Genomic DNA, 16,680 nt, shown 5'->3' on the forward strand with positions numbered 1-16,680 from the left:
TGTCGTCTCCAGCGAGCCACACCCGATCGGCGGTTCCCCTGACTGCCGCAGGTTCGCACGAAGCATCGACGCTCCGGCCCCTCTGGAGCGTCCCTGCGCCCGGGCCGGAGCGCCCTTGCTCGAATGCCTCGCCGGTCAGCGCTTCCGGCCGGTCCCCACGAGCGCGATCTCGGCCACGGCCAGCCCCGTCGCGAGCCAGAACTGCCGCGTGCCGATCCGGCCCCACCGGCCGCCGAGCAGCATCAGCGGGAGCATCGTGACCGCGTGCCCGGCATCGATCGCGGCGCCGAGGGTGTGGGCGTTGCCGGTCCCGGCCCGCAGCAGCAGCGCTGCCTGCACCAGGTGGCGCACGCCGAGGACCCGGTGGAACGCGGCCGTGCCGCTCGTGGCGTCGACCGCACGCCGGGCGTTGGCGAGGTGTGCGACACCGAGCCCGGCGCGGACGCCCTCGACGGCGGTCTGACGCTGCACGACGGCGGCGCGGACCGCGCGCTGGCGGCTCATCGTCGACGTCCCGCTGCGACGGCGACGGCACCGACGATGCCGAGCGCGGCACCGATGATCCCGTTGCCGAGACGACGGTTCTCCACCCACCAGGTCTGCGGCGACCACGCGTGCGCGTTGTCGTCGAACACGCCGTGCGCGCCGTGGTCGCCCTCGACGGGTTCGTAGAGGTTCGACGGCAGCGACTGGCCGTCCTTGGACGCGATCTGCTGACCGGAGACCAGGGTCTTCGCGGCGTACCAGTCGGCGAAGCGCCCGCTGATCCGGTTGCCGAGGATCGTGTAGACCGTGGACTCACCGACCCAGGTGCGACGGCGGGGACGCTCGGCGGTGGCGGCGATGGCGCGGGCGCCGACCTCGGGCTGGTAGATCGGCGCGACGGGCTGCGGGTGGTGCGGCAGCTGCGACTTGACCCAGTTGAACTGGATCGTGTTGAGCGCCGGCATGTCGACGCGGGACACCTGCACCTTGCTGCCCTGCTCGATGAGCTCGGAGACGACCGACTCGGTGAACCCGACGATCGCGTGCTTCGCCCCGCAGTACGCGGCCTGCAGCGGGATGCCCCGGAAGCCGAGCGCCGAACCGACCTGGATGACGTGACCGCGGTCGCGGGGGACCATGCGGGTCAGCGCGGCGCGGGTGCCGTTCACGAAGCCGAGGTAGGTCACGTCCAGGGCCCGCTCGAAGTCCTCGGGCGCGGTGTCGAGGAAGCGGCCGAAGACGCCCACCATGACCCCGTTGACCCACAGGTCGATCGGGCCGAGTTCGGCTTCGACGCGGTCGGCTGCACGCTCGACCGCCTCGCGGTCCGCCACGTCCACCGAGAGCGCGAGTCCGCGCTGCCCGGCGGCCACCACCTCGGCGGCCGCGGCGTCGACGCCCTCCTGGCCGCGGGCGATCACGGCCACGTCCCACCCCTTGGCGGCGAGTTCCCGCACCGTCGCTCGTCCGAGTCCTGCCGAACCACCGGTCACCACTGCCACACGTGTCATGACTCCAGTTGTACGCACGCCCGGGCGCCGTCACTCAGCGATGTCCCCCGGGCGCGCTCTCGTCAGCGACCGGCGCCGAACCGCGTCGTCACGCCGGGGGAGTACAGCACCGAGTCCGGCGCCAGCGACGTCAGCGCGAGCGGCAGTCCCGCAGCGCCGATCAGGTCGTCCCGCAGCGTCGCGACCGTCCCGCGGTGCAGCGCCCACGGCTCGTGCTCGTTCGGCCAGTAGCGCGTCGCCCCGGCTCGCCGCACGTGCATGCCCCAGCGCGCCGTCAGGAACGTCTCGAGCGTGCTCGGCTCCGCGATCGCCTCGCCCACCTCGACCTCCACCAGGGAGCGCAGGTGCGATCCGTGCCGCCGCATCGCGTACCCGACGCGGCCGTGGCCGGAGCGGTGCTCGGCGTTCGCCCACCAGTACGGCAGGCCCGTGGCCACGCGGGCCCCGATCGTCGGCAGGAGCTTCCCCGCGTCGAGCGACAGGAACACCACCCCGTGCTGCCCGCGCTCGTCCACGGTGTAGACGCGCACGTTGACCTCGACGAAGTCGCCGACGGAGCCCGTCCGACCCAGCGGTCCGAGTGGCGGGAAGCGGGTGTCCTCGAACCGGAACCCGATGAGGCCCACCCAGGTGGTCACGCCGTCGTCCACCCCGTCGACGCTCATCGTGTCGGGGCGGGTCCCGGCGGGCAACAGGGGCGCGACGGCGGAGACGTCGACGCGCCAGTGCACGAAGACGACGTCGAGCCAGTCCTGTGAGATCCAGGGACGGCCCGTCAGGCCGGGGGCTGCGGACTGGAGGCTCGGCTCGGCCCCCACGGGTCGGGTGGCGGTCACGGGGTGCTCGGGTCGTCACGGAGGTGGGTCACGGGAGCATCGTCCCACCCGGTCTGCGGCGTCGCACAGGTGCCTCGGAACACGTACTGCGACAGACGCTTCCGTTCGTTCGACACCCAGTCGATCGCGGGGCGCCGACGCTCGGGCGGCAGGTACCCGATCCGGTACACGGCCATCAGCTCGAGCTCCGGCGGGACCTCGAGCAGCTGTTCGACCTCGGTCCACGACTCCTCGATCTCCATCGGGAACGAGACGAACTGGATACCGAGGCCGAGCTCGGTCGTCGCGAGCCAGATGTTCTCCATCGCCGCTCCCATGCTGAACACCGAGTAGAACGCGTTCCGCGCCTCCTTCCGGTACTCGTCCCGGTCGAGCATCACGCCGAGCAGCAGCGGCGACCCGGCCACGAGCTTCCGGTTCTCCTCGCCGAGCGTCTGCGGCACCCGGAGCGTGTTCATCAGGAATTGTCCGCGCTTGGTGAACACCTGCCCGGTGAACGGCCGGAGCGGCTTCGGGAGCTTGTCGAAGAGCATGCCGTCACGGCGCTCGTCCATCTCCGCCTGGCTGAACCGGAAGTACGGCTTGTAGCGCTCGAAGAAGGTTCCCTCGGACATCGTGCGGGTCATCGCGCGCCCGCTGATCGCCGCGACCTGGTCGATCGTCGACCGTTCCTCGACCAGGACGAAGCGCCACGGTTGGCTGTTGAGCTGCGACGGAGCCCGGCCGGCCAGCTCGACGAGGAGCCGCTGGTGCTCCTCGGACACGGGGTCCGGCAGGAACGCACCGTTCGTCGTCCGTCGGCGTCGGATGGCCTCGATGAGCTCCACTGCTGTCCTCCCTGGCGTCAGCGTCGCCCGGCGAGCACCGCCCCCAGGTAGGACGGCGCGGCGGCGACCGCGACTTGCCAGTGTGCTCCGGAGCGGGGGTCGGTCCGTGGAGCAACGGACAGTGGGACGAGTGTCGGCAGCAGGAACAGGGCCGCGCGTGACCGGGTCCAGAGCGGTGTCGTGGCGGCCACGCCCGTCAGGGTCGCGGTCACCACGAACAGCCCGTGGTGCACGACCCGCAGGCGCTTCGTGCGGATGAGCCGGACGGCCACGGCGGTGCCCCACGCACAGTTCGCGACGTAGGCGAGCGCCGCTGCCGTGACCAGCCGCCGGGCCGGAATCCGGCCTGCCGGAGCTGCTCCGAGCCTCCTGGCCGTGCGGGACGCGGGGACCACGAGGCGGGCTACGCGGACTCGCGCGAGACCAGGCGGGACAGCACGATCGCGGATCGCGTGTGGTCGACCTGCGGTGCCAGCCGGACGCGGTCGAGCGCTTCCTCGAGTGCCGGCAGGTCCTTCGAGCGCATGTGCACCACGGCGTCGGCGCTGCCGGTGACGGTGCCGGCGTCGACGACCTCGGGCACGGAGTCGAGCAGCGTGCGGAGCTCGTCGGGGGAGACCGTGCCGCGGCAGTAGAGCTCCACCCAGGCCTCGGTGCCACGGTCCTCGACCGCGGGGTCGACCTTGATCGTGAACCCGCGGATGACCCCGTCGGCGACCAGACGGTCCACGCGGCGCTTGACGGCCGATGCCGAGAGCCCGACGACCGACCCGATGTCGCCGTATCCGGCGCGGGCGTTCTCCCGGAGCTGATCCAGGATGCGGTGGTCGAGCGAGTCCATCGGCGACCATCGTACGCGCAGTCGTTGCGAGGACGTCGGGGTGGACGCACGAAACGTGCGCGATCCGTGCTGTGGCGACGGACCCGCACTCCCTAGACTGATGCTCGGCGTCGACCTGGTCCGCCGCGGTACCGGCGAGTGAGCCTGCATCTCGCCGAGGTTGGTCCAGTGGTGGTTCCTGGCAGGCTCGGGCCCGAAGTCCCAGGAGGACTCCAGTGTCGAACCCCGAAACCAGCACCGTCTCCGCGCCCGCTCCGGTCCGCACCGCGACGAAGCGCACGATCCTCATGTGCAAGCCCGACTTCTACACGGTCAGCTACCGGATCAACCCGTGGATGCACCCCGAGGACCCGACCGACACCGCCAAGGCCGTCGCCCAGTGGCAGGAGCTGTACGACGTCTACCAGGGGCTCGGCTTCGAGATCCACCTGATCGACCCGATCGACGGCCTGCCGGACATGGTCTACGCGGCCAACGGCGGCTTCGTGCTCGACGGCGTGGCGTACGGCGCCAAGTTCCAGTACCCGGAGCGTCAGCCCGAGGGCCCGGCGTACATGGACTGGTTCCGCTCCGCCGGCCTGCAGGTCGCCGAGCCCGTCGAGACGAACGAGGGCGAGGGCGACTTCCTGCTCGTCGGCGACGTCATCCTCGCCGGCACCGGCTTCCGCTCGGACAGCACCTCGCACGAGGAGATCGCGCGGGTCTACGGGCGCGACGTCATCACCCTGAAGCTCATCAACCCGAGCTTCTACCACCTCGACACCGCCATCGCCGTGCTCGACCCGGAGCCCACCGCCGACGGCACCTCGAACATCGCGTACCTCGAGTCCGCGTTCGACGAGCCCTCGCTGGCGATCCTCCGCGAGCGCTTCCCGGACGCCATCATCGCGACCGAGGAGGACGCCGCCATCCTCGGCCTGAACTCCTACTCCGACGGCCACAACATCGTGATCGCCGCTCGTGCGACCACGTTCGCCGAGCAGCTGCGCGAGAAGGGCTACAACCCGATCGGCGTCGACCTGTCCGAGCTCCTCCTCGGCGGCGGCGGCGTCAAGTGCTGCACGCTCGACCTGCACCCGGTCCGCACCGGCAACTCCGTCGCGCGGTCCTGATGGACTCCGCACCGGACACCGCACCGGGCACCGCGACCGGCACCAACACCGCCGCGGCGCTCGCCGTCGAGGACCGGGCCCTCGCGCACAACTACAGCCCGCTGCCGGTCGTCATCGCCTCCGGTGACGGCGCCTGGGTCACGGACGTCGACGGCAAGCGCTACCTGGACGGCCTGGCCGCGTACTCGGCCGTGAACTTCGGGCACGGCAACCCGCGGCTGCTCGACGCAGCACGGGCGCAGCTCGACCGGGTCACCCTGACGAGCCGGGCGTTCGTGAACGACCGGCTCGGACCGTTCGCCGAGTCCCTCGCCGCGCTCACCGGCACCGACATGGTCCTGCCGATGAACACCGGTGCCGAGGCCGTCGAGTCCGCGATCAAGGTGTCGCGGGCCTGGGGCTACCGGGTGAAGGGCGTGCCGCAGGGGCAGGCCACGATCATCGTCGCCGGTGGGAACTTCCACGGCCGCACGACGACGATCATCTCGTTCTCCGACGACCCCGACGCCCGGAACGACTTCGGGCCGTACACGCCGGGGTTCCGCACCGTGCCGTACGGGGACGCCGCTGCGCTCCGCGAGGCCATGGACGAGACCGTCGTCGCCGTGCTGCTCGAGCCGATCCAGGGCGAGGGTGGCGTGGTCATCCCGCCCGCCGACTACCTGCCGGCCGTCCGCGAGGTCTGCGACGAGTTCGGCGCGCTGTTCATCGCCGACGAGATCCAGTCCGGCCTCGGTCGCACCGGGCACACCCTCGCGGTATCGCGCGTCGGCGTCCGACCCGACCTCATCACGCTCGGCAAGGCCCTGGGCGGCGGCATCGTCCCGGTGTCCGCGGTCGTCGGGTCGCGCGAGGTGCTCGGCGTCCTGCGTCCGGGCGAGCACGGCTCCACATTCGGCGGCAACCCGCTCGCCGCTGCCGTGGGTGCCGAGGTCGTCGCGATGCTCGACGAGGGGACGTTCCAGCAGCGGGCCCTCGCGGGCGAACCGGTCCTGCGCGGCCTGCTCGACGACCTCGTCGGCCACGGCGTCGTGTCGCACCGCGTCGCCGGGCTCTGGGCGGGCATCGACATCGACCCCGCCATCGGCACCGGCAAGGAGATCGCGAAGGCCATGGCCGCCCGCGGGGTCCTCGTGAAGGACACCCACGGGTCGACGATCCGCTTCGCCCCGCCGCTCGTCGTCACTGACGACGAGGTCGCCACGGCGATCGGCGCCCTGGCCGCGGTCCTGCGCGACCGCAGCTGACGCACCGGCCCTGCGCCGAGCCTCCCGGCTGGCCTGCTGGCTCGCAAGACACCGGTGTTCGTGGTCCGCGCCGCGATCTTCCGCGGCGTGACCCCGGAACACCGGTGTTTTGCAGCCAGCCCTGACCGGACGCAACCAGCCCTCGGCCAGCCCGCGTCAGACCGCCCAGCGCTCCGCGAGCTGGTCCATCAGCGCGTCGAGCCGCTCGTCGACGACCTGCTCCTCCGGGTGCGCCTCGTACCAGGCGAGCACCTCGCGCGCGCCCTGCCGGTAGGTCGTCCGCGGTCGGTACCACGGCACCAGCGACCGGATCTTGCTGTTGTCGAACACGGAGCTGTTGGCCTTGTCGCCGAGCAGCGCCGCGCCCCAGTCCTCGTCGACGGCCGCGACGGCGTCCGCGGGGACGTGCACGATCTTCAGGTCGTCGACCCCGGCTGCGGCCGCGAGCTCGGCCGCGATCGCGTTCCAGGTCGGGGCCTCGTCACTCGTGATGGTGAAGGCCTCGCCGATCGCCGAGGCGTTGTCGAGCAGCCCGGTGAAGCCCACCGCGAAGTCGCGGCTGTGCGTGAGGGTCCAGAGCGAGGTGCCGTCACCCGTGATGACGACCGGCTTGCCGGCGCGCATCCGCGCGATCGCGGTCCACCCGCCGGTCAGCGGGAGCTTCGTCTCGTCGTAGGTGTGCGACGGCCGGACGATCGTGACCGGGAAGTCCTGCTCCCGGTAGGCCTCCATGAGCAGCTCCTCGCACGCGATCTTGTCGCGCGAGTACTGCCAGAACGGGTTCTTCAGCGGTGTCGACTCCGTGATCGGCAGGTGCGTCGCCGGCGTCTGGTACGCCGAGGCCGAGCTGATGAACACGTACTGCCGGGTCCGCCCCGCGAAGAACTCCACGTCCGCCTGCACCTGGTCCGGCGTGAAGGCGATCCAGTTGACGACCGTGTCGAAGTGGCGGTCGCCCAGCACCTCCGCCAGGGCGGTGCGGTCCGACACGTCGGCCTGGAGGCGCGTCACGCTGTCCGGGATCGGCCTGCCTCCGGTGGTCCCACGGTTCAGGACCGTGACGTCGTACCCCTGCTGGGTGGCCTCCGTGACGCACGCGGCGCTGATGACGCCGCTCCCGCCGATGAACAGGACGCTCGCTCCGGTCATTGATGACTCCTTCGTCGTGGTGGTCGTGCGACTTCTCGCTCGAGACGCTAGTCCGGCCCGGCCGTCGGGGTACCCGGGTGGAGCGGACTACCGTCGGGGCGGACGCCGCGACGACGCGGCACGGGAGGAAACTGCACATGGAGTACCGCTACCTCGGCAACTCGGGCCTCAAGGTCTCCGAGATCACCTACGGCAACTGGCTGACCCACGCGTCCCAGGTCGAGAACGACGCCGCCATCGCCTGCGTCCGTGCCGCGCTCGACGTCGGCATCTCGACGTTCGACACCGCCGACGTCTACGCCAACACCGGCGCCGAGACCGTCCTCGGCGAAGCACTCAAGGGGGAGCGTCGCCAGTCGCTCGAGATCGCGACGAAGGTCTTCGGCCCGACCGGCCCGAAGCAGCACAACGACACCGGGCTGTCGCGCAAGCACATCCTCGAGTCGATCGACGGCTCGCTCGGCCGTCTGCAGACGGACTACGTCGACCTGTACCAGGCGCACCGCTACGACCACGAGACCCCCCTCGAAGAGACGATGCAGGCGTTCGCCGACATCGTCCGTCAGGGCAAGGTCCTCTACGTCGGCGTCTCCGAGTGGACCGCCGACCAGCTCCGTGCCGGTGCCGCACTGGCGAAGGAGCTCGGCTTCCAGCTCATCTCGAACCAGCCGCAGTACTCGGCGCTGTACCGGGTGATCGAGGCCGAGGTCGTCCCGACGTCGAAGGAACTCGGCATCTCGCAGATCGTCTGGTCGCCCATCGCCCAGGGCGTGCTCACCGGCAAGTACAAGCCGGGTCAGCCGCTGCCCGAGGGGTCCCGCGCGACCGACGACAAGGGCGGCGCGGACATGATCAAGCGCTTCATGCGCGACGAGGTCCTGTCGTCCGTGCAGGAGCTCGAGCCCGTCGCGAAGGAGCTGGACCTGTCGATGGCGCAGCTCGCCGTGGCGTGGGTGCTGCAGAACGAGAACGTCGCCTCGGCGATCATCGGCGCGTCGCGACCGGAGCAGGTGCACGACAACGCCGGCGCCGCTGGTGTGACGATCCCGGCCGAGCTGATGTCCCGCATCGACGACGCACTCAGTGGCGTCGTGGAGAGCGACCCGGCGAAGACGAACGACAGCAGCCCGAAGACCCGCGAGGCCTGAGGCTCGTCAGCCCGATCGGCGTGGTGCCGATCGGCGCCGAAGAACAGGAATCGGCTCGCACCACGGACTTCCGCGGTGCGAGCCGATTCGTGTTGTGCGAGTGCGATCCGCGCCACCGCGCACGATCCACCCCGGAACGAAGAAGAGCCCCTCGCTTCCGCGAGGGGCTCTTCACCATGTGGCTGGACGCGGCGTCGATCCGCGGACCTTTCGATTTTCAGTCGAACGCTCTACCAACTGAGCTACCCAGCCGTGGCGACCCTGACGGGACTTGAACCCGCGACCTCCGCCGTGACAGGGCGGCACGCTAACCAGCTGCGCTACAGGGCCATGTGGAATTACTTGATCGTACAGTCTTGCCTGGTGGTGCTGTCTTGCTCGGTGTTGCTTCGCACTACGTTACTTGCTCACTCCGGAGAGTGACCCCAACGGGATTCGAACCCGTGCTGCCGCCGTGAAAGGGCGGTGTCCTAGGCCACTAAACGATAGGGCCGCAAGCAGTGCATCGCGCTACCGATGGACAAGCATACGGATGCCTCGCCCCGATGCCAAATCGAACCCGTCCGCGCCGGTCCTCCCGGCGTGTCGCACTGTCGGGGTGGCTCCGCCGGTCTTCACTCACCGTGGAGCAATGCCTCCGATTCTGCGCTGTCGATGGTCGAGTGCGACCATCGTCGTCGGCCCCTGCCCCTCCTCCGAGGGGCTGCATCGGGCCGGCACCTGTTGTTACTGTTGCGTCTGTTAACAGTGTTACGTGCGTGAGCCTTGCCGCGCTGTTACGAAATCGAGATACATGTCGACCTCATTCCCGCAGTCCCGCCGCTTCCGCCGCCGCCTCGTCGCCGCCGCGTTCGCTGTCGTGCTCACCGCAGGGACGATCGCGGTGGTCGGACCCGTCGGGGCCGCGTCCGCCGTGTCGTACCCGAGCTGGGACGACGTGCAGTCCGCCAAGGCCTCGGCCTCCGCGCAGCAGGACAAGGTGACCGAGATCCGCGGGCTCATCGCGGGCCTGAAGTCCGACGCCTCGGCGAAGCAGAGGTCCGCCGCCGATGCCGGTACGGCGTACCAGACGGCGCAGACGGCCTTCGACGAGGCCACGCTCCAGCAGCAGAAGCTCCAGGGCCAGGCGGACGCCGCCGAGAAGACCGCTGCCCAGTCCGAGGAGCAGGCCGGTCAGCTGGCCGCCCAGCTCGGCCGCGCCAGCTCGAGCAACGTGACGACCGACCTGTTCACGCACCCGACGAAGTCCGGCGACCTGCTCTACGAACTCGGCGCGATGTCGAAGCTCAGCGAGCAGGCGGACGGCATCTACTCCCAGGCGTCGCAGGACCGCGGGACCGCCCAGGCCCTCGCCGACAAGTCCGAGGTCGCCAAGAAGGCCCTCGGCGAGCTGGCCGCCGCCGCGCAGCAGAAGATGCAGGCAGCGCAGTCCGCCGCCGAGTCCGCTCAGCGCGCCGTCGACGCCCAGAGCGCCAACCAGGAGCGGCTCGAGTCCCAGCTCACCCTGCTGACCAGCAACGCCAGCGACGTCGAGGCCAAGTACAAGAAGGGCGTGCAGGTCGAGAAGGCCCGTCAGGCTGCCCTCGCGAAGCAGCGGGCGCAGGCGGCAGCAGCCGCGGCCGCCGCGGCTGCGTCCGCAGCGCGCTCCGCCGGCACGCCCGTCGTCGTCGCCGGGGGCACGGCGAACTCGTCCGGGTGGGTCCGGCCCTCCGCCGGGTACCAGACGAGTCCGTTCGGCTACCGCGTCGACCCGTACACGCACGCGCACGCCCTGCACGCCGGCGTCGACCTGGCCCCGGCCTGCTACTCCCCGATCTACGCCGCGGCGTCCGGCACCGTGGTGTTCGCGGGCAACGGCGGCGGCTACGGCAACGAGGTCGTGCTCGACAACGGCGGCGGGATCTCCACCGCCTACGGGCACGTCGTCAACGGCGGCATCATGGTCGCGAGCGGCCAGCACGTCGAGGCAGGCCAGCAGATCGCCCAGGTCGGTTCGACCGGGTGGTCGACCGGCTGCCACCTCCACTTCGAGACCCGCGTCAACGGTGCTGCCGTCGACCCGGTCCCCTTCATGGCTGCGCGGGGGATCTCGGTATGACCGTGTGCGCGCCCGAGAGGCCCTGAGACCACATGAAGAAGCCTGCGCGTTCCCTCGCCTGCGGCATCGCCACCGTCACCCTGATCGGCATCGGGCTGTCGGTGTCGGTCGCCGGACCGGCCGAGGCGGCACCTTCGGCCCCGTCGTGGGCGGACGTGCAGGCAGCGAAGGCCGACCAGGCCGACACGCAGCAGACGGTCGACGAGCTCGCGTCGCGGCTGTCCTCGTTGCAGGACGCCGCGGACGCCGCCGGCGCCGTGGTGCAGCAGGCCGGCCAGACGTACTCGGCCGCCGCGTCCCGGCAGCAGGAGGCGCAGTCGACGCTCGACGACCTCAGCGCGCAGTCGAAGCGGGCGAAGGCGAAGGCCGACGACTCGGCGGCGCAGGTCGCTGCGCTCGTCGTCGAACTGTCCCGCTCGGGTGGCGGAGACCTCTCGACGAGCCTCCTCCTGGACGACGGCGACGCGAAGGACCTGCTCTACCAGGTCGGCACGATGTCGCACCTGTCCGAGCGGTCCGCGATGGTCCTCGCCCGCGCCGAGGCGGACCAGAACACCGTCGACGCCCTCGCCGCGCAGAAGTCGAAGGCCACAACGGCACTCGCTGCGGCCACCGAGACCACGAAGTCCGCGCTCGCCGACGCGAACGATGCGGCCGCCACGGCGAACGGGCGCCTCGAGAAGAGCCAGGCGCAGCAGGGTGAGGTGCTCGAGCAGCTCGCGTTCCTCAAGGGCACCACGGCCGCCGCCGAGAGCGCCTACGCCACGCAGCAGCGGGCGGAGCGGGCCGAGGCGCAGCTCGCCGCGCAGACGACGACGACCGGCAGCGGGTCCACCACGACGACCACGTCGTCCGGTGCGACGAGCACGGGCGGCAGCAAGCCGACCGGCAGCAAGCCGACCGGCAGCACGGCCGGGAACACGACCGGCACCACGTCCGGCGGCAACAAGCCCACCGGCACCACGTCCGGCGGCAGCAAGCCCTCCGGCAGCGGCTCCGTCGCCGCGCCCGCTCCGGCAGCGCCGGCGCCCGCCCCGGCCCCCGCTCCCGCGCCTGCCCCCAAGCCGGCTCCCGCTCCCGCCCCGAAGCCCGCTCCGGCACCGGCCCCCGCACCGAGCTCCCCGTCCAGGGCCGCCGGGGCCATCGGGTACGCCCGGGCCCAGATCGGCAAGCCGTACCAGTTCGGCGGCGAGGGCCCTGCCGCGTACGACTGCTCCGGCCTCGTGAAGATGGCCTACTCGAGCCAGGGCGTCGCCACGGGTGCCCACAACGTCGTCTCGCAGTACTACTACTTCCAGAGCGTCGGCCGGCTCGTCCCGATGTCGCAGCGCCAGCCGGGCGACATCTTGTTCTACTCGAACAACGGTGCCCCGTCCGGCGGCTACCACGACGCGATCTACACCGGCGGCGGCATCATGGTCGAGGCGGCGAACGTCCGTGTCGGCGTCGTCGAACGGGCGATCTGGTCGCCCGGCCAGCTCCTGCCCTACGTCGGCCGCCCGAGCGGCTCCCTGTAGGCCGTCCGTCTCGCCGGACACCCGCGCAGACGCGCCCCAGCGGCAACGCAGAACGGCCCGGCCCCACGAGGGGACCGGGCCGTTCCGTGTCAGCAGACGAGCGTCAGTGACCGGCGGGCACGTACGCGGCCTGGCCGGCCGTGACGATGGCCTCGGCCTCGGCGGCGTCGCCCCAGCCCTCCGCCTTGACCCACTTGTTCGGCTCGAGGTCCTTGTAGCGCTCGAAGAAGTGCGCGATCTCGGCCTTCGTCTGCTCGTCGACGTCCGAGATGTCCTGGATGTGCGCCCAGCGCGGGTCCTTCGCGGGGACCACGAGGACCTTGGCGTCGATGCCGGCCTCGTCGCTCATCTTGAAGACGCCGACGGGGCGGACCTTGACGCCCACGCCCGGGAAGGTCGGGTACTCGAGCAGCAGCAGGGCGTCCACGGGGTCACCGTCGTCCGCCAGGGTCTGCTCGAAGAAGCCGTAGTCCGTCGGGTAGACGAACGACGTGAACAGCACGCGGTCGAGGTAGACGCGACCGGTCTCGTGGTCCACCTCGTACTTGTTGCGGCTGCCCTTGGGGATCTCGACGACGACGTCGTACGCGGCCATTGGTTGCTCCTGGTCTGTCGGTTGCACGGGAAAGCGCGGCTAACGTTACCGGGTGAACTCTCCGCGTCCCCGGTTGGATCCCGCAGTCGCCGGCACACGCCGCGCGGTGCGCGAGCTCCTCGCCCGGGCGCGCACCGAGGGGATCGTCCGTGACGGCGACCTGGTCCTCGTCGCCCTGAGCGGCGGACCGGACTCCCTCGCCCTCGCCGCGGCCACCGCGTTCGAGGCCCCGAAGCAGGACCTCCGCGCCGGCGCGGTCATCGTCGACCACGCGCTCCAGGCGGGCTCCGAGGCGGTGGCGAGCCGAGCCTCCAGGCAGGCCGCCGAGCTGGGACTGGCACCGGTCACGGTCCGCAGGGTCACCGTCGGCTCCGACGGTGGTCCGGAGGGCGCCGCCCGGGAGGCCCGCCACGCGTCGATCGCCGAGGTCGCCACCGCCACCGGGTCACCCCTGGTGCTGTTCGGGCACACCCTGGACGACCAGGCCGAGACGGTGCTGCTCGGCCTGCTGCGCGGCAGCGGGCCGGACAGCCTGTCCGGCATGCCGCCGCTGGCGCGACGGACGGAGGGGCCGGCGTACGGCCGACCGCTCCTGGCCGTCCGACGGCCCACGACGCGGCAGGCCTGCGCCGCCGCCGGCCTGGCACCCTGGGACGACCCGCAGAACGACGACCCGGCGTACACGCGGGTGCGGGTCCGCACGACGCTGCTGCCCGCGCTCGAGCGGGAGCTGGGCGCCGACGTCGCCGAGGCACTCGCCCGCACGGCCGATCAGCTGCGGGAGGACTCCGCCGCGCTCGACCACTTCGCCGAGGAGATGGCCGAGGACCTCGCCGAGCACTCCGAGGCCGGCATCTCGCTGTCCGTGCGGGAGCTCGCGGCCAACCCGCCGGCGCTCCGGCAGCGGCTGGTGCGTCTCGCGGTCGAGAGCGAGTTCGGGGTGACGCTGTCCCGTGTCCAGACGCTCGAGGTGTGCCGACTCGTGACCGACTGGAGCGGGCAGGGGCCGATCGACCTGCCGGGGGTCCGCGCATCCCGCGACGGCGACCGCCTGTCCTTCAGCGCCGGGCACTGAGTCGCCCGGCACTGCGCAGCCGGGCCGTTAGGCTTGGCGCGTGGAACTCTCCGACGTGCAGGACGACCTCTCCGAAGTGCTCTTCACCCCCGAGCAGATCGACGACAAGATCGCCGAGCTGGCCGCGGCGGTCGACCGCGACTACGCCGGCCGGGACCCGTTGCTCGTCGGCGTCCTCAAGGGCGCGGTCATGGTGATGGCGGACTTCTCGCGCCACCTGACCCTGCAGGCGAAGATGGACTGGATGGCCGTGTCGTCGTACGGCTCCGGCACGAAGTCCTCCGGTGTCGTGCGGATCCTCAAGGACCTCGACACCGACCTGCACGGCCGCGACGTCATCATCGTCGAGGACATCATCGACTCCGGCCTGACGCTCTCCTGGCTCCAGCAGAACCTCGCGTCCCGCGGGGCGGCGAGCGTCGAGATCGTCGCCCTGCTGCGCAAGCCCGAGGCCGCCAAGGTCGAGGTCGACGTCCGCTACGTCGGCTTCGACATCCCGGACGCCTTCGTCGTCGGCTTCGGCCTGGACTACGACGAGCGCTACCGCAACCTGCGCGGCATCGGGGTCCTCGCCCCGCACGTCTACTCCTGACCGACGGTCCGGTCCCTCTGGCGAACCGTCCAGTTCGCCCGCAGAGGACACCCATTCTCGCCACAGAGTCGCAGCCGTATGCTGACCTGCACGCAACTTCGGCAGAGAAAGGTGTCGGGCACTCTGCCCGGATCACATGGACTTCAAGCGCATCTTCCGCGGACCGTACGTCTGGGTACTGCTCGCGCTCGTGGGGATCATCGTCGGGTGGCAGCTCCTGTCGTCGACCGGTACCTCCCAGATCGACACGCAGAAGGGGCTCGAGCAGATCGCTGACGGCAAGGTCTCCTCTGCCGTCGTGAACTCGACCGACCAGCGCGTCGACCTCATCCTCAAGGACGGCGGTGCCACGGAGCAGTTCTACTACTCCGAGCCGCGTGGGCCGGAGGTCGTCGACGCGATCGCGCAGGCCGACCTGCCGAAGGGCTACAACGACACCGTCCAGCAGTCGAACTGGTTCGTCACGCTCCTCGTGACGCTCCTGCCGTTCCTGCTCATCGGTGCGGTGTTCTGGTTCCTCCTCGCCAACGCCCAGGGCGGTGGCTCGAAGGTGATGCAGTTCGGCAAGTCCAAGGCGAAGATGAACAACAAGGAGAACCCGCAGGTCTCCTTCTCCGACGTCGCCGGCGCGGACGAGGCCATCGAGGAGCTCCACGAGATCAAGGAGTTCCTCAAGGAGCCCGCCAAGTTCCAGGCCGTCGGCGCCAAGATCCCGAAGGGCGTGCTGCTGTACGGCCCTCCCGGCACCGGCAAGACCCTGCTCGCACGTGCCGTCGCCGGCGAAGCGGGCGTGCCGTTCTACTCGATCTCCGGCTCGGACTTCGTCGAGATGTTCGTCGGTGTCGGTGCGAGCCGCGTCCGTGACCTCTTCGACCAGGCCAAGCAGAACTCCCCGGCCATCGTCTTCATCGACGAGATCGACGCCGTGGGTCGTCACCGCGGCGCCGGCATCGGTGGCGGCAACGACGAGCGCGAGCAGACGCTGAACCAGCTCCTCGTCGAGATGGACGGCTTCGACGGCAAGACGAACGTCATCCTGATCGCCGCGACGAACCGTCCCGACGTCCTCGACCCCGCACTCCTGCGTCCGGGCCGCTTCGACCGCCAGATCGGCGTCGACGCACCGGGCCTGCAGGGCCGCAAGCAGATCCTCGAGGTCCACGCGAAGGGCAAGCCCCTCGCCGCCGGTGTCGACCTCGAGCTGCTCGCCCGCAAGACGCCGGGCTTCACCGGTGCCGACCTGGCGAACGTGCTCAACGAGGCCGCGCTGCTGACCGCCCGGTCGAACGCGCAGCTCATCGACAACCGTGCCCTGGACGAGGCCGTCGACCGCGTGATGGCCGGCCCGCAGCGCCGCACGCGCATCATGTCCGACCAGGAACGCCTCATCACCGCGTACCACGAGGGCGGCCACGCCCTCGCGGCAGCGGCGATGCGCCACACCGACCCGGTCACGAAGATCACGATCCTGCCGCGCGGCCGTGCCCTGGGCTACACGATGGTGCTCCCGCTCGAGGACAAGTACTCCGTCACCCGCAACGAACTGCTCGACCAGCTCACGTACGCCATGGGTGGCCGCGTCGCCGAGGAGATCGTCTTCCACGACCCGACCACGGGAGCGTCGAACGACATCGAGAAGGCCACCGGCACCGCCCGCAAGATGGTCACCGAGTACGGCATGAGCCGTGCCGTCGGGTCGGTCAAGCTCGGCGCCGGGTCGAGCGAGCCGTTCGTCGGCCGCGACATGAGCGGTGGGACCGGGCGCGACTACTCGGAGAACATCGCCGAGACCGTCGACGCCGAGACCCGCGCGCTGCTCGAGGCCGCGCACGACGAGGCCTACCAGGTGCTCAACGACAACCGCGACCTGCTCGACCGCCTGGCCGGTGAGCTCCTCGAGAAGGAGACGCTGGACGCGCCGGAGCTCGTCGAGCTGTTCAAGGACGTCCGCAAGATCCCCGAGCGCCCGCAGTGGCTCTCGAGCGAGAAGCGTCCGGTCAGCGACCTGCCCGCCATCGCGGTCCCCGGCAAGGCAGCGAACACCGCCGCCGAGCAGGAGACCGAGGCGTCGAAGGCCCGTCGGGCCCGTCCGTTCGGCAACCCGGGCATCGCACCCGCGTAGCCGGCATGACCGACCTGCCGACGAG

The 16,680-nt window shown here is 70.9% G+C and carries 16 protein-coding genes and 3 tRNA genes; 8 read left to right on the plus strand and 11 right to left on the minus strand.

Annotated elements, in window-relative coordinates:
• Positions 1 to 135: 135 nt before the first annotated feature.
• The 6 genes from ITJ68_RS01995 to ITJ68_RS02020 all read right to left on the minus strand — a co-directional run bounded on the left by ITJ68_RS01995 (position 136) and on the right by ITJ68_RS02020 (position 4,000).
• Positions 136 to 504, minus strand: a complete 369-nt coding sequence (locus tag ITJ68_RS01995) for a hypothetical protein (protein ID WP_194659668.1) — start codon at positions 502 to 504, stop codon at positions 136 to 138.
• On the minus strand, positions 501 to 1,496 hold the full coding sequence (locus ITJ68_RS02000) for an SDR family oxidoreductase (protein ID WP_194659669.1): 996 nt from the start codon (positions 1,494 to 1,496) through the stop codon (positions 501 to 503). Before ITJ68_RS02000 ends, ITJ68_RS01995 begins: the two co-directional genes overlap by 4 nt.
• A gap of 62 nt (positions 1,497 to 1,558) precedes the next feature.
• Complete coding sequence (locus ITJ68_RS02005) at positions 1,559 to 2,332, minus strand: YqjF family protein (protein ID WP_194659670.1); 774 nt, start codon at positions 2,330 to 2,332, stop codon at positions 1,559 to 1,561.
• On the minus strand, positions 2,329 to 3,159 hold the full coding sequence (locus tag ITJ68_RS02010) for a nitroreductase family protein (protein ID WP_194659671.1): 831 nt from the start codon (positions 3,157 to 3,159) through the stop codon (positions 2,329 to 2,331). Before ITJ68_RS02010 ends, ITJ68_RS02005 begins: the two co-directional genes overlap by 4 nt.
• Before the next feature lie 17 nt (positions 3,160 to 3,176).
• Entirely contained in the window at positions 3,177 to 3,554 is a 378-nt protein-coding gene (locus ITJ68_RS02015; RefSeq protein WP_194659672.1) for a hypothetical protein, read from the minus strand.
• A gap of 8 nt (positions 3,555 to 3,562) precedes the next feature.
• A complete protein-coding gene (locus ITJ68_RS02020) occupies positions 3,563 to 4,000 on the minus strand; it encodes an Lrp/AsnC family transcriptional regulator (RefSeq protein ID WP_194626951.1) in 438 nt (145 codons plus the stop codon).
• Between the two features lie 287 nt (positions 4,001 to 4,287).
• Between ITJ68_RS02020 and ddaH the strand changes: the two genes are divergently transcribed.
• Together ddaH and rocD are read left to right on the plus strand one after the other, a co-directional pair.
• On the plus strand, positions 4,288 to 5,112 hold the full coding sequence (gene ddaH, locus ITJ68_RS02025; RefSeq protein ID WP_194660159.1) for a dimethylargininase: 825 nt from the start codon (positions 4,288 to 4,290) through the stop codon (positions 5,110 to 5,112).
• Complete coding sequence (rocD, locus tag ITJ68_RS02030; RefSeq protein WP_194659673.1) at positions 5,112 to 6,359, plus strand: ornithine--oxo-acid transaminase; 1,248 nt, start codon at positions 5,112 to 5,114, stop codon at positions 6,357 to 6,359. The genes ddaH and rocD overlap by 1 nt, the downstream gene beginning before the upstream one ends.
• A 156-nt stretch (positions 6,360 to 6,515) precedes the next feature.
• Here the strand turns inward: rocD and ITJ68_RS02035 are convergent, their stop codons facing one another.
• Entirely contained in the window at positions 6,516 to 7,508 is a 993-nt protein-coding gene (locus tag ITJ68_RS02035) for an NAD-dependent epimerase/dehydratase family protein (protein ID WP_194659674.1), read from the minus strand.
• 137 nt (positions 7,509 to 7,645) lie between these two features.
• Between ITJ68_RS02035 and ITJ68_RS02040 the strand changes: the two genes are divergently transcribed.
• Positions 7,646 to 8,656 (plus strand): aldo/keto reductase family protein, encoded by a 1,011-nt coding sequence (locus ITJ68_RS02040; protein WP_194659675.1) that lies wholly within the window; start codon positions 7,646 to 7,648, stop codon positions 8,654 to 8,656.
• Between the two features lie 179 nt (positions 8,657 to 8,835).
• Here the strand turns inward: ITJ68_RS02040 and ITJ68_RS02045 are convergent.
• The 3 genes from ITJ68_RS02045 to ITJ68_RS02055 form a co-directional block, all read right to left on the minus strand.
• Positions 8,836 to 8,908 (minus strand) — tRNA-Phe (locus ITJ68_RS02045).
• A 1-nt stretch (position 8,909) separates the two neighbouring features.
• A tRNA-Asp gene (locus tag ITJ68_RS02050) sits at positions 8,910 to 8,986 on the minus strand.
• Positions 8,987 to 9,076: 90 nt separating this feature from the next.
• Positions 9,077 to 9,149 (minus strand) — tRNA-Glu (locus ITJ68_RS02055).
• Between the two features lie 300 nt (positions 9,150 to 9,449).
• On the opposite strand from ITJ68_RS02055, the gene ITJ68_RS02060 reads away from it, so the two are divergent.
• Together ITJ68_RS02060 and ITJ68_RS02065 are read left to right on the plus strand one after the other, a co-directional pair.
• Positions 9,450 to 10,754 carry a M23 family metallopeptidase gene (locus tag ITJ68_RS02060; protein ID WP_194659676.1) on the plus strand — a complete coding sequence of 435 codons (1,305 nt, stop codon included), beginning with the start codon at positions 9,450 to 9,452 and terminating at the stop codon, positions 10,752 to 10,754.
• A gap of 32 nt (positions 10,755 to 10,786) precedes the next feature.
• Positions 10,787 to 12,271: an NlpC/P60 family protein gene (locus tag ITJ68_RS02065; RefSeq protein ID WP_194659677.1), complete on the plus strand. Its 1,485-nt coding sequence runs from the start codon at positions 10,787 to 10,789 to the stop codon at positions 12,269 to 12,271.
• Between the two features lie 103 nt (positions 12,272 to 12,374).
• Here ITJ68_RS02065 and ITJ68_RS02070 read toward each other — a convergent pair whose 3' ends face one another.
• Complete coding sequence (locus tag ITJ68_RS02070; RefSeq protein ID WP_071278809.1) at positions 12,375 to 12,866, minus strand: inorganic diphosphatase; 492 nt, start codon at positions 12,864 to 12,866, stop codon at positions 12,375 to 12,377.
• Between the two features lie 52 nt (positions 12,867 to 12,918).
• Between ITJ68_RS02070 and tilS the strand changes: the two genes are divergently transcribed.
• From tilS to ftsH, 3 genes are all read left to right on the plus strand, one after another.
• The gene (gene tilS, locus ITJ68_RS02075) at positions 12,919 to 13,941 is read left to right on the plus strand and encodes a tRNA lysidine(34) synthetase TilS (protein WP_194659678.1); all 1,023 of its coding nucleotides are present in this window, start codon (positions 12,919 to 12,921) and stop codon (positions 13,939 to 13,941) included.
• A 40-nt stretch (positions 13,942 to 13,981) separates the two neighbouring features.
• Positions 13,982 to 14,533, plus strand: a complete 552-nt coding sequence (hpt, locus tag ITJ68_RS02080) for a hypoxanthine phosphoribosyltransferase (protein WP_194659679.1) — start codon at positions 13,982 to 13,984, stop codon at positions 14,531 to 14,533.
• 136 nt (positions 14,534 to 14,669) lie between these two features.
• Positions 14,670 to 16,655, plus strand: a complete 1,986-nt coding sequence (ftsH, locus tag ITJ68_RS02085; protein WP_194659680.1) for an ATP-dependent zinc metalloprotease FtsH — start codon at positions 14,670 to 14,672, stop codon at positions 16,653 to 16,655.
• The last annotated feature ends 25 nt before the right edge of the window (positions 16,656 to 16,680 follow it).

The sequence above is a fragment of the Curtobacterium sp. VKM Ac-1395 genome (assembly GCF_015350975.1).
Taxonomy (GTDB): Bacteria; Actinomycetota; Actinomycetes; order Actinomycetales; family Microbacteriaceae; genus Curtobacterium.